This window comes from Candidatus Pelagibacter sp. HIMB1715, assembly GCF_052047595.1.
In the GTDB taxonomy this organism is placed as follows: Bacteria; Pseudomonadota; Alphaproteobacteria; order Pelagibacterales; family Pelagibacteraceae; genus Pelagibacter.
Genome location: NZ_JBNAJY010000023.1, coordinates 1 through 13,012 on the forward strand (window position 1 = coordinate 1; position 13,012 = coordinate 13,012).

13 protein-coding genes and 1 pseudogene are annotated in these 13,012 nt (G+C 28.0%); 5 read left to right on the top strand and 9 right to left on the bottom strand.

All coding sequences use genetic code 11. From position 1 onward, the window contains the following. From ACTTAY_RS06060 to mnmE, 5 genes are all read right to left on the bottom strand, one after another. Positions 1–836, bottom strand: an 836-nt coding sequence (locus ACTTAY_RS06060) for a ParB/RepB/Spo0J family partition protein (RefSeq protein ID WP_440672740.1), incomplete at its 3' end; no start/stop codon positions are given. Beyond that, positions 836–1,630 carry a ParA family protein gene (locus ACTTAY_RS06065; RefSeq protein WP_440672741.1) on the bottom strand — a complete coding sequence of 265 codons (795 nt, stop codon included), beginning with the start codon at positions 1,628–1,630 and terminating at the stop codon, positions 836–838. The genes ACTTAY_RS06065 and ACTTAY_RS06060, both read right to left, overlap by 1 nt. A 21-nt stretch (positions 1,631–1,651) precedes the next feature. Continuing rightward, on the bottom strand, positions 1,652–2,296 hold the full coding sequence (locus tag ACTTAY_RS06070; protein WP_440672742.1) for a 16S rRNA (guanine(527)-N(7))-methyltransferase RsmG: 645 nt from the start codon (positions 2,294–2,296) through the stop codon (positions 1,652–1,654). Continuing rightward, positions 2,296–4,167, bottom strand: a complete 1,872-nt coding sequence (gene mnmG / locus ACTTAY_RS06075) for a tRNA uridine-5-carboxymethylaminomethyl(34) synthesis enzyme MnmG (RefSeq protein ID WP_440672743.1) — start codon at positions 4,165–4,167, stop codon at positions 2,296–2,298. Before mnmG ends, ACTTAY_RS06070 begins: the two co-directional genes overlap by 1 nt. A gap of 117 nt (positions 4,168–4,284) precedes the next feature. Continuing rightward, on the bottom strand, positions 4,285–5,616 hold the full coding sequence (gene mnmE, locus ACTTAY_RS06080) for a tRNA uridine-5-carboxymethylaminomethyl(34) synthesis GTPase MnmE (RefSeq protein ID WP_440672744.1): 1,332 nt from the start codon (positions 5,614–5,616) through the stop codon (positions 4,285–4,287). A gap of 44 nt (positions 5,617–5,660) precedes the next feature. Between mnmE and ACTTAY_RS06085 the strand changes: the two genes are divergently transcribed. Beyond that, positions 5,661–6,503 (top strand): sulfotransferase domain-containing protein, encoded by an 843-nt coding sequence (locus ACTTAY_RS06085; RefSeq protein ID WP_440672745.1) that lies wholly within the window; start codon positions 5,661–5,663, stop codon positions 6,501–6,503. 15 nt (positions 6,504–6,518) lie between these two features. Here the strand turns inward: ACTTAY_RS06085 and rho are convergent, their stop codons facing one another. The 4 genes from rho to hemE all read right to left on the bottom strand — a co-directional run bounded on the left by rho (position 6,519) and on the right by hemE (position 10,288). After that, positions 6,519–7,787, bottom strand: coding sequence for a transcription termination factor Rho (gene rho, locus ACTTAY_RS06090; protein WP_440672746.1), 1,269 nt, complete (start codon positions 7,785–7,787; stop codon positions 6,519–6,521). A 65-nt stretch (positions 7,788–7,852) separates the two neighbouring features. Next, the gene (gene hemJ / locus ACTTAY_RS06095) at positions 7,853–8,287 is read right to left on the bottom strand and encodes a protoporphyrinogen oxidase HemJ (RefSeq protein ID WP_440672747.1); all 435 of its coding nucleotides are present in this window, start codon (positions 8,285–8,287) and stop codon (positions 7,853–7,855) included. Between the two features lie 3 nt (positions 8,288–8,290). Next, a complete protein-coding gene (gene hemH, locus ACTTAY_RS06100) occupies positions 8,291–9,283 on the bottom strand; it encodes a ferrochelatase (RefSeq protein WP_440672748.1) in 993 nt (330 codons plus the stop codon). A 3-nt stretch (positions 9,284–9,286) separates the two neighbouring features. Continuing rightward, entirely contained in the window at positions 9,287–10,288 is a 1,002-nt protein-coding gene (gene hemE / locus ACTTAY_RS06105) for a uroporphyrinogen decarboxylase (RefSeq protein ID WP_440672749.1), read from the bottom strand. 268 nt (positions 10,289–10,556) lie between these two features. Here hemE and ACTTAY_RS06110 point away from each other — a divergent pair, with 268 nt between their 5' ends. The 4 genes and pseudogenes from ACTTAY_RS06110 to ACTTAY_RS06125 form a co-directional block, all read left to right on the top strand. Beyond that, positions 10,557–11,384, top strand: a complete 828-nt coding sequence (locus tag ACTTAY_RS06110) for a pyruvate, water dikinase regulatory protein (RefSeq protein WP_440672750.1) — start codon at positions 10,557–10,559, stop codon at positions 11,382–11,384. After that, positions 11,374–11,961 carry a Maf family nucleotide pyrophosphatase gene (locus ACTTAY_RS06115; protein ID WP_440672751.1) on the top strand — a complete coding sequence of 196 codons (588 nt, stop codon included), beginning with the start codon at positions 11,374–11,376 and terminating at the stop codon, positions 11,959–11,961. Before ACTTAY_RS06110 ends, ACTTAY_RS06115 begins: the two co-directional genes overlap by 11 nt. After that, positions 11,958–12,752 (top strand): shikimate dehydrogenase, encoded by a 795-nt coding sequence (gene aroE, locus ACTTAY_RS06120; protein ID WP_440672752.1) that lies wholly within the window; start codon positions 11,958–11,960, stop codon positions 12,750–12,752. Before ACTTAY_RS06115 ends, aroE begins: the two co-directional genes overlap by 4 nt. Further along, positions 12,745–13,012, top strand: a pseudogene (locus tag ACTTAY_RS06125) (dephospho-CoA kinase); the annotation flags it as partial. The gene aroE and the pseudogene ACTTAY_RS06125, both read left to right, overlap by 8 nt.

A 13,012-nucleotide genomic window follows, 5' to 3' on the forward strand; every position in this document is an offset into this window, starting at 1 on the left:
TAATTAACCTTTATTATATCTATAATTTTATTTAATTGGTCTAAATCTTTATATTCAAAACTTATTTTACCCTTATTTCTTTTATTGTTTTGTATATCAACGTTTAAACCAATTTTGTTAGATATAGATAATTCAAGAGCAATAATATTGGTATCTTTTGTTGTGATAAGTTTTTTCTTGTTTTTAAAAATTTTTACAAAATTTTCTGTTTGTCTTACAGACAATTTTTTTTCAATAATTTTATTCGCAACAAAACTAGCATTTTCAAGACCAACTAAAATTTTAGCATGACCAGCTGTTAGTTTTTGATTTTCGATTAATTTTATTACATCACTTGGTAATGTTAAAAGTCTCAAAGAATTAGCAATATAACTTCTGCTTTTTCCAATAAATTTTGATACTTTTTCTTGATCATAGGAAAAATCATCAATTAATTTTTTATAAGCTTGAGCTTCTTCGAGAGGATTTAAATCATGTCTTTGAACATTTTCTACAATTGCAAATTCCAAAGATTTTAAATCATCAACTTCTGTAACTAAAACAGGAACATCGTGAAGACCAGCTCTTTGAGCTGCGAGCCATCTTCTCTCTCCAGCTATTATTTCAAATTTTGATTTATCATTATTTGATTTTCTTACAATGATTGGCTGTATCATTCCTCTTTCTTTAATAGATTTAGTTAAATCTTCTAAATTATTTTCATCAAATATTTTTCTTGGTTGATACTTATTTGGAACAAGATTACTTACTTGTACATGATTAGTTGGGGATTCTACTTTTACTTCGCCAATAAGTGAGGACAAACCTCTTCCTAGACCTTTTTTAATTTTATCCATTAAGCAGCACTTCCTATTGTTGTTTCTTGATTTATAAATTCATCTGTAAAACTAAAATACGACTTACTACCCGGACATGACTTATCATAAATCAAAACTGGCATTCCATGAGAAGGTGCTTCTGATAATCTAACATTTCTTGGTATTACTGTTGAATAGACTTTATCACTAAAATAATCTCTTGCTTCTTTTTCAACTTGTGAAGATAACTTATTTCTCTTGTCATACATTGTTAAAAGTATACCTCTGATTTTTAATTCTGGATTTAAACTTACTTTTATTCTTTCAATTGTTTTCATAAGCTGAGTTAGACCTTCAAGAGCAAAAAATTCTGTCTGTAAAGGAACTAGAAGCGACCCTGAACATACAAGGGCCATAACTGTCAACAAGCTAAGTGAAGGTGGGCAGTCTATCAATATATAATCATAGGATCCTCTAGAATCATTTAAATAAGCCGCTAATTTACGCTTTAAAATAAAAGCTCTATTTATATCATCAGCTGTTTCAACCTCTAGACCTGATAAGTCAACATTAGAAGTTACCAAATCCAAATTTTCAAACTGTGTTTTTTTGATTGCTTGATTAATTTCTTTAGTTCCATTCAAAACCCCATAGATTGTATCGCTTGAGTTTTCCATATTAGATAATCCAAGACCTGTAGTTGCATTTCCCTGAGGATCTAGGTCTATAACTAAAATTTTTTTATTATGTTGTGATAGTCCAGCTGCAAGATTTATTACAGTTGTAGTTTTTCCCACCCCACCCTTTTGATTTATGACTGAAATAATTTGCATTTAATTTTTTTCAATTTCTTTTTAATTTTTTTTTTTAATTTTTTTTATATTTATCAAAAATGAATCCTTACTTGTTAAACTTTTCTTTTCTATATATTCCAAATTCCATTTTTTTTTAGAATTTTCAAAAACTTGTTTTCCACTTTTGCCCATAAAGAAAATTAAATTTTTATATTTAGAAAAATTTTCATAAACTAAATCTAAAACAACAGGCATAGGTTTAAATGCTCTCGACATAATTGTTCCTGTCTCTAATTTTTTTATCTCAAAAATATTTTTTTGAAAAACTTTTGTATTTAAATTTAATTTTTCTGAGACTTCTTTCAAAAAATGGCTTTTATGGTAGCTTTTTTCATATAAATGCACATTCATTTTATTTTTCATGTTTTTTAGTATAATTGCTACTATAATGCCTGGTAAACCAGCTCCAGATCCTAAATCTGTGGTTGTATTACAATTTAAATCAACAAAATCAATTATTTGTGCTGAATCTATTATATGGCGCTCAATTATTGCATTTTTTGATGCTGTATTTTTACCAATTATGTTAATTTTTTTATTTTTTTCTAGAATTAGAGATATATAGTTTTCAAAATCTAAAAATGTTTCACGTGAAACATTTAGATCATTAAGTCTAGAGTAAGAATTTAAAATTTCTTGATCCATTAAGCTATATGCTTAATAGACTTTCTTTTTAGGTGTGACAACAAAATATATACAGCTGCTGGAGTTATTCCATCAATTCTTAAAGCTTGACCCATAGTTTTAGGCTTTATTTCTTTAAATTTAGCTTTAACCTCATTAGACAAACCTGAAAGCCCATCATAATTAATTTTATCAGGAATAATTAAGTTCTCATCCCTCTTAAATGCTAAAATATCTGCTTTTTGCTTCTTTAAATACCCCCTGTAATGAGCATTAATTTCTACTTGTTCATCAATTTCTTTAGTAAAATATGGTATTTCAGGCCATATTTCTCGAATTATACTCATATTTACGTCTTTTTGAGTTAGCACCTCATTTGAAGACCTCAATATTCCATCCTTCGCTATTTTAATCCCAAATTTTTCTGCTTTAGATGGTGAAATACTAGATTTATTCATTTTTAAATTGATTTTTTCAATTTTATCAAATTTATCCAAATATAAAGCTTTTCTTTCCTCTCCAATTAACCCAATTTCTATTCCCTTAGCTGTTAGTCTTTGATCTGCATTATCTGCTCTCAAACTTAATCGATATTCTGCTCTTGATGTAAACATACGGTATGGCTCCGCAACTCCCTTAGTAACTAAATCATCAATCATTACACCAATATAGGCATCGGATCTATCAAGGATAAAAGGCTCAGAATTTTTAACAGATAAAGCTGCATTTATACCGGCTATAAGGCCTTGCGCAGCTGCTTCTTCATATCCTGTTGTTCCGTTAATCTGCCCAGCAAGATAAAGATTGCTGATCTTCTTAGTTTCAAGGGTCAAGAATAGTTCACGTGGATCTATATAGTCATATTCTATTGCATATCCTGGTCTTATAATTCTAACACTTTCTAAACCATTGATATTATTACATATTTCTTCTTGAACTTCTTTTGGTAGCGATGTGGAGATCCCATTTGGGTAAATTGTGTGATCATTAAGCCCTTCTGGCTCTAAAAAAATCTGATGACGAACTTTATCTGCAAATTTTACTATCTTGTCTTCTATAGATGGACAATATCTTGGACCTACTCCTTTTATATTACCCGAGTACATTGCACTTTTAGATAAATTTTTTTCTATAATTTTATGAACCTTCTCATTGGTATAAGTCATTCGACACGACACTTGTTTGTTTAAATTTTTTTTAGTTAGGAAAGAAAAAAAATAAGGATCATCATCTGCAAATTGTTCTTCAAGGTTTTCAAAATTAATCGTTCTTGCATCTAACCTCGGAGGTGTTCCAGTTTTTAATCTTCCAATTTTAAAATCATATTTTGCCAATTGTTCACTTAAACCTGTTGAAGGTTTTTCATCGTACCTACCTGCTGGTGTTCTTTCATCACCTATATGTATCAAACCATTTAAAAAAGTTCCTGTTGTTAGTATTAACTTGTTGCATGATATCTTTTTACCTTCTTTAGTTTCAAAACCGCTTATAGTGTTTTTATTAAAAATAAACTTTATTACAGAATCTGAAAAAATGCTTAAATTACAGTAGTTTATAAGTTTTTTTTGCATAAATTTTCGGTAAAGTGCTCTATCTGATTGAGTTCTTGGTCCACGTACAGCTGGACCTCTGCTTCTATTTAATAATCTAAATTGTATGCCTGATTTATCTGCAACATCTCCCATAACACCATCAAGTGAATCTATTTCTCGAACCAAATGACCTTTACCCAAACCACCAATTGCAGGGTTACATGACATCTCACCTATTGTTTCTATTTTATGGGTGAATAGGGCAGTGTTAACTCCAAGTCGAGCAGAAGCTGCAGCTGCTTCACATCCTGCGTGCCCACCACCGATTACAACTACATCAAATGACAAATCATTTTTCATGGGTTGAATTTATATGTGAATACATAATTTACAAGATAGGCTTAATTTTTTGTAAATAAACGTTAATTATCAATAGTTTTGGATAAAAGATGTCTAAAAAATAAGGAAAATAGGGGATTACTTACCGATGCAAAAATCGTTGAAAATACTACCTAATATCTCCTCTACATCAACTTTTCCAACGATCATACCCAAATGTCTAGTAGCTAATCTTAGATCTTCTGCTGCTTTATCAAAATCTTCTATTTCTTTTTTTTTATTAAAGTTATTCAAATGGTCTAAACACTGTTCTAAATGTTGTCTGTGTCTTTCTCTAGTAATTAAAATATCATCACTAGTTATAAATTTATTTTTTAAATTATTTTTTATTTTTGAAATTAGTTCATCAATATTTTTATTATCTTTAATTGAGATTAAAACATGATTTATATTTTTTATTTCTGAATCAATTTCTTCTTCTAAAAGATCAGATTTATTTATAACTAAAATTGCATTTTCATCTAATAAACCCTTCAAAACATCAGTAAATTCAAGGCTTTTTGCATCTACGACTACAAGCTTTAAATCTGCTTCTTCTGCTCTATTTAAAGATAATTTAATACCTTTTTTTTCTATCTCATCTTTAGAGTCTCTTATTCCAGCAGTGTCAGATATTATTACAGGATAACCATCTATATTAAGATGAGTTTCGATAACATCTCTTGTAGTGCCGGCTATTTCAGAAACAATTGCAACATCTCTATTTGATAAATGATTTATTAAACTAGATTTCCCTGCATTAGTAGGTCCAAGAATTGCAATCTTAAAACCTTCTCTTATTCTTTCTCCAACTTTTTGATCATTTAAAATCTTTTCAATTTTTTGAATAACATCATTTGAATCATTTTTGATTTCATCCAAGATATTGTTTGGCAAATCTTCGTCTGGAAAATCAATTTTAGCTTCAACATGAGACAAAATTTTTAAAAGTTTTTCTCTTAAAAAATTGAATTGATCTGCAGACTTGCCATTCATAATTTTAATTGCTTGTTGTCTTTGAATTTCTGTTTCAGATGAAATTAGATCAGCTATACTTTCTGCTTCTAATAAGTTTATTTTTCCATTTTGAAATGCAAGTTTAGTAAATTCTCCAGGCTCAGCTAATCTACAATTTTCAATTTGAGAAATAGAAGAGTGCAGGGCATCTACTACAGCTTTACTACCGTGAACTTGAATTTCTGCCATATCTTCACCTGTGTAGCTCTCAGGCCCAGGAAACCACAGTATTAGACCTTCATCAATTAGCTCAGAAGTGTTGATTTTATTGATTTTTCTTAATGTTGCTACTCTTGGCATTGGTAATTCTTTACCAGTTAAAAGCCTAATTACATTTGAAGTTTCAATACCCGAAATTCTAATTACAGCAATACCGGAAACCCCAGGTCCACTTGATAAAGCATAAATAGTCACAATCCTATTATAGCTTCTAAATTATTTTTGTGTAAAAATTAATTATGATTATATGGCTTGCATCTTACCCGAAAAGTGGGAACACGTGGGTAAGAGCAATTATTTCATCTCTTTTATTTTCTGAGGACGGAAATTTTGATTTTAATTTAATAAAAAATATAAAACAATATCCCATAAAAGATCAATTTAAAGAATTCATAACTAATTTTGAGGACTTAAACGAAATTAAAAAATATTGGGTTACAACACAAGAAAAAATAAATTTAGACAATCAAATTAAGTTTTTAAAAACTCATCATTTAAATTGTAAAATAGGTGAATATAATTTTACAAATAAGGATAACACTTTAGCAACTATTTACATAGTCAGAGATCCACGAAATTTAGTAAGCTCTATTTCAAATCATTTTGACTATTCTTTAGAAGAGTCAAAAAATTTTATTCTTTCACAAAAATTTATTGGTGGAAACAAAGTTTTGGGTGATTTAAATAAGAATTATCTTCCTACTATTTTGGGAAGTTGGAAAGAACACTATAGATTTTGGAAAAATACAAATGAAAATTTTCTGCTAATTAAGTATGAAAATTTAATCAGCCAACCAAAAATTGAACTTGAAAAAATAATCGTGTTTTTGAAAAGATATATTCAAATTAAAACAAATGAAGAAAAAAATAAAAAAATTCTTGAGAGCACAAGTTTTGAAAATCTAAAAAATCTTGAAATAAAAGGAAATTTTAATGAAAATGCTTATCAAGCACCTGGAAAAAAAATAACCTTTTTTCATTTAGGGCCAAAAAATAATTGGAAAAAACTTTTAGATGACAAAATAACTAGGGAGTTAGAGTTAAAACTTGAAAATGAAATGAAAGAATTGGGTTACCTATAATACGTCAAAGTCCATCTAAGATGGTTTATTCATAGAATTAAAGAATTCTGAATTATTTTTTGTATCTTTTAATTTCGAGCTTATAAACTCAATTGCATCCATGGTTCCCATCGGAGCAATTATTCTTCTAAGTACATTCATTTTCTGCAGATCGTTTTTATCGAATAATAATTCTTCTCTTCTCGTTCCAGACTTAGTTATATCAATTGCAGGATAAATTCTCTTATCGGCAATTTTTCTATCTAAAACAGTTTCGCTATTACCTGTTCCTTTGAATTCCTCGAAAATAACCTCATCCATTCTGCTCCCTGTATCAATTAGGGCAGTAGAAATAATAGTTAACGACCCACCTTCCTCGATATTTCTTGCTGCCCCAAAAAATCTTTTTGGCCTCTGAAGTGCATTTGCATCTACACCTCCTGTTAAGACTTTTCCTGAACTTGGTATTACAGCGTTATATGCTCTTCCTAATCTTGTTATTGAATCTAATAATATCACAACATCTTTTTTATGTTCTGTTAATCTTTTGGCCTTTTCTATTACCATTTCAGCGACAGCAACGTGTCTTTGTGCGGGTTCATCAAAAGTAGAGCTGATCACTTCACCTTTTACAGTTCTTTGCATGTCTGTAACTTCCTCTGGACGTTCATCTATCAACAAAACTATCAGATAACACTCCGGGTAGTTTTTAGCTATTGAGTTTGCTATACTTTGCAGAATCATAGTCTTTCCAGCTTTTGGTGGTGAAATAATAATTGATCTTTGCCCTTTTCCAATTGGGCTAACTAGATCAATTAATCTTGGTGTAAGATCAGGTTTTTTTTCTACCTTGGTTGTTTCGATTTCCATAACCAATTGCTTATCTGGATATAATGGCGTTAAGTTATCAAATGCAATTTTATGTCTTGCCTTTTCTGGCTCTTCAAAATTAATTTTGCTTACTTGTAATAATGCAAAATATCTTTCACCTTCTTTAGGAGCTCTTACTGGTCCTTCGACAGTATCTCCCGTTCTTAAACCAAACTTTCTTATTTGGCTTGGGCTTACATATATGTCATCTGGCCCTGGAAGATAGTTAGATTCCATTGCTCTAAGAAAACCAAAACCATCTTGTAAAAGCTGTAAAACACCCACACCAGTAATTTCCTCTTTTTCTGCAACTTTTTTAAGGATAGCAAAAAGAATTTCTTGCTTTCTCAGTGTGCTGGCATTCTCAATTCCAAGCTCTTCTGCTTGTGTAATGAGCTGTTCAGATGATTTAAGTTTTAGTTCTTGAATGTTCATGATTAAATTTTTGATAAGGACTTATCAATGAACATAATATATATGGTGATTTAATTATTTCAACCCTAGATTGGCTTAAATATAGCTAAAAATACGACAATAATTAATATTAAAGTTGGTATTTCATTAATAATTCTAAAGAATTTTGCAGATCTTGTGTTTGTAGAATTTTTTAAACTAACAAGACATTTCCTCAAAAAGTCATTATAGGCTGATAGTAAAATTAGCAAAATAATCTTTATTTGAAACCACAGCTGTGAAAAAATTTCTATTCCATTTAAATAAATTAAAACTAATCCAAACACCCAAGTGAATATCATTGCGGGACTCATAATATAAAAGAATAATTTTCTCTCCATAACTTCAAATATCTCGGTAGCTTCTATTTTTTCTTTATTCTCGACATGATAAACAAAAATTCTTGGTAAATATAAAAGACCGGCCATCCAGGAAACAACTGCTATTAAATGTAGAGATTTAAATAGTAAATATGTATTCATTAATTAAAGATTTTTTTCTATTAAAGACTTTATTAAAAATATATGATCGTCATTATCATTTAAACATGGAACCATATCAAAATTTTGTCCACCAGCATTTATAAAACTTTCTTTACCTTGAATTAAAATCTCTTCTAATGTTTCTACACAGTCAGATGAAAAACCTGGACATATTGTAAGAATATTCTTAGTTCCTTCTTTAGGTAAATTTTCTAGAGTTTTGTCGGTATATGGCTGAAGCCACTCTTGTGGACCAAATCTTGATTGAAAAGTAGTTTGAATTTTAATTGAATTAAATTTTTCTGACATAAGTCTTGTTGTTTTATGACAATAACAATGATAAGGATCTCCTTTATCAAAATATTTTTTTGGTATTCCATGATAAGAAGCTATAATTAAATCCGGTTTCCAATTAATTTCATTAATTTTTTTATTAATCGAATTAACCAATGAATCAATGTATAAAGGATTAGATTCATAGTGTGGAATTATTTTTAAAGAAGGTTGCCATCTCATTTTCATTAAAGTCCTATAAACTTCATCACAAACTGTGGCTGTTGTTGCTGCTGCATATTGAGGATAAAGAGGAAGGATGACTAAATTTTCACAGCCCATTTCATGTAATTTATATATCTTGGTTTTGATACTTGGGTTGCCATACCTCATCGCAAAATCAACAATTATATTTTCTTTTTTTAATACTTGAGAAATTTTTTCACTTTGTTTTTTTGTGTAATAAAGGAGAGGAGACATATTTTCATTTTTCATCCAAATTTCTTTATAAGCCTTAGCAGTTTTAGATGGTCTAAATGTTAAAATAAACAAGTTAAGGATTAAGTGCCAAATTATAGGGTTAACTTCTATAACTCTTCTGTCTGAAAGAAATTCTTTTAAATATTTTCTTATATCAAACCAATTAGTTGAATCTGGTGTGCCCAAGTTAATTATAAGAACACCTGTTTTTCCATATTTTATTGGTGGATGATTTTTATCCATACTTTAATTATTTTTTACTATTTTTATTAAATTCTCGACCATTTCGGGGTTAGTTTCAGGAAGAATACCATGTCCCAGATTAAATATATACGGATGATCTTTAAAAATTTCTAAATATTTAGATGTCTCCTTTTTTAAATTTTCATAATTAGTTAAAAGGACTTTTGGATCTAAACCGCCTTGAATAGGAATTTTTATATCTTTAAGTATTTTTTTTGGATTAACGTTATAATCAATACTTATTGCGTCAGGTTTAACGATATCACAAAATTCTTTATAATTTTTAATCTCTCTTGGAAAACATATTACTGGTACATTTAAAGATTTAATATATTCCACCAAATTTAAAGTAGGTGTGTAAATATAATTTGGAAGATCTTTTTCTTCTAGTAAACCAGCCCAACTATCAAAAATTTGAATAACGTTTGCACCGTTATCTATTTGATTTTTAATATGAACTTTTAAAAATTTTTCTATAATTAATAAAATTCTGTTTATTAAAAATTCATCTTTAAAAAAATTTTGATTCAAATCTTTTTTTGGTGATTTTAAATTAATCATGTAGACTAAAAGTGTCCAGGGGGCACCTATAAATCCAATAGTATTTTTATCTTTTACAATTGGATCAGAACTTACTTTTTTAATTGCTTTATAAACAGGATATATTTTTTCAATAAAATCTATTTCATCTAATTTTGCTATCTCATTCAAATTTATATTATCTAATTTAGGACCAAAATTTTTCTCAAATTTTACTTTTTGACCAAGACCATAAGGCAACATTAATATATCTGAAAAGATTATTGCGGCATCAATATTAAATCGTTTTAATGGTTGTAATGTTATTTCAGCTGATAAATTATCGTTTAAACATAAATTAATAAAATCAGGATTATTCTTTCTAATTTCTCTAAACTCGGGAAGATATCTTCCAGCTTGTCTCATTATCCATATTGGATTAAACGAAGTATCTTTGTTAGTAATCACTTGGTTTAAAGGTTTCATATAAAAGTCTTATTTATTATTGTAGTATTAATATATCTTGTTAATAAAGGTGATTATTTTTTATAAACATTATACCCACAATTTACCAACATGTTTGTTGATTAAAATTGTTTAAAATGAAGCTTTTTTTGATGATTTTAATTTTAGTGGATTGTTTTAGTCAATTTATTATTATTGTTGATAAAAATCAGGTTTTACAAGTGATATCAAAAAAATATAAAATTGTATAATCTAGTTAAAATAATACAATTTTATTAACAGTTTATTAATGAACAGTACATATCAAATTTATTTAATATCTGACTCAACTGGAGAAACTTTAGATAGGATATTCTTAGCTCTTAAAGCACAATTTTTAAACATAGAATATAAAATTCACTCTTATTCTTTTACAAGAACAGAAAATCAAATTTTAAAAATTTTAGAAGACGCAAAACAATATGAAAATTCCATAATTTTATATACTATTGTTGATAACAGTCTTGCTAAATATTTAGCGAATGTAAGTGAAAAAAAAAAGATTCCTTGTTTTGGTATATTAGGTAATCTAATTCTAAATTTTTCTAAGATTCTAAACCAAAAAGCATCGCATGAACCAAGTGGACAACATGTTTTAAATGATGAATATTATAACAGAATTGAAGCTATACAGTTTACCATGAATCATGACGATGGAAATTTAATTAATGAAGTTGATAAATCTGACATTATTCTTGTAGGAGTCAGTAGAACAAGTAAGACACCAACTTCAATTTATTTAGCAAACAAAGGCTTTAAAACTTCAAACATTCCACTAGTAAATGAAAATTCTTTGCCGGTTAATCTCAAAAAAAATCCTCATAAAACCTGTGTAGTCGGGTTAAGTACAGAACCAGAAAGATTAGCCGATTTAAGAAAAAATAGAATGAATTCATTAAAAAAAACCGAAAGTATGAATTACACTAATTTAGAAAATATTAAAAAAGAAGTTCTTGAAGCAAAAAAAACATTTCAGAAATATAAATGGCCACTTATAGATGTTACAAGAAAATCAGTTGAAGAAACCGCCGCCTCTATAATTAAAATACACGAAATATATTCAAACAATGCTAAATAAAATTATTTTAGCGTCTAAAAGCAAGGTTAGAAAAAATATTTTAGACAAAAATAATATAGAAAGTATTGTGGAACATTCAAACGTTGATGAAAATATTGTAAAATTATCTTTACTTAAAGAGAATGCTAGCCCAGAAATAATTTCAAAAAATTTAGCAGAGTTAAAAGCAAATAAAGTTAGTACTAAAATTCATGATAAAATAGTACTTGGTGCAGATAGTGTCATTGATTTAGATGGTGAATTAATTTCAAAACCTACTAGTAGAGAAGAGGCAATGAAAATATTAAAAAAACTTAATGGAAAGTCTCATTTTTTAATAAGCTCTGTTTGTATTTCAAAAAATGGTGTGATGATTTGGAACCATACTGATAAAGCAACCCTGATAATGAAAAATTTTTCAGATTCAGAATTAGCAGAATATTTATCCAAGATATCGGATAAAAACCTTTACGCGTACAATGTTTATCAAATCGAAGGTGAGGGCAGAAATTTATTCAGTAGCATAGAAGGGGATGAAGATACAATAATGGGTTTACCTATAAAAAAAATTAAAGAATATTTAAATTTACAAAAATGAAAAAATATTTTGTAATTGGTAATCCAATTAATCATTCATTGTCTCCTAATCTTCATAATTATTGGTTAAAAGAAAATAATATTAATGCTGCTTATGATAAAATTAAATTAGAAAAAAATGAGATAGCAAATTTTATAAATGAAATTAAAAACCAAAAAATAAGTGGTTGTAATGTAACCGTCCCATTCAAAAAAAATGTAATACCCTTCTTAGATAAATTAAGCAGAGAAGCAGATCAAACACAATCGGTTAATACCATAACTTTTGAAGATGGTTGTACAGTGGGACATAATACAGATATTTTTGGTTTTCAAAAAGCAATCGAAGCTACAAATTATAATATTAAAGATAAAAAAATTTTTATTTTGGGTGCGGGAGGTGTTTGCCCTTCAATAATTTTTGCTTTAAATAAAATGAATGTCTTTAAAATAATAATAAGTAATAGAACTATTCAAAAAGCAGAAAATTTAAAAACACAGTTTGATAATGTTGATATTGTTGAATGGGGTAATTGCCCAGCCTTTGATGTCATTATAAATGCTACGAGTTTAGGCTTAAATAATGAAAAAATAAATTTAAATTTTTCTAATACAATTAATGATAAATTATTTTATGATACAATTTATAATCCAACAGAAACCAACTTTTTAAAAGAAGGAAAAAAACTTGGAAACCATACAGAAAATGGAAAATTAATGTTTATATACCAAGCGGCCGAAGCATTTAAATTGTGGCACAAAATTGAACCAAAATTTAATAAAGAAATGTTTAAACTGTTAGAAAATGATTAGAATATGTGTTCTTGGAGATATTGGTTCTGGAAAAACTTATGTAGCAAATAATTTTGGCCACCCTGTTTTTAATGCTGATTTTGAGGTATCTAAGATATATAAAAACAATAAAAAAATCTTTTTTAAACTAAATAAAATATTACCTAATTATATAACTTCTTTTCCAATAGATAAAAATGAAATTACTAACGCAATTTTAATTAATAACCTTAATTTACAAAAAATAATTAACATTGTTCACAAAGAAGTTAGAAAAAAAT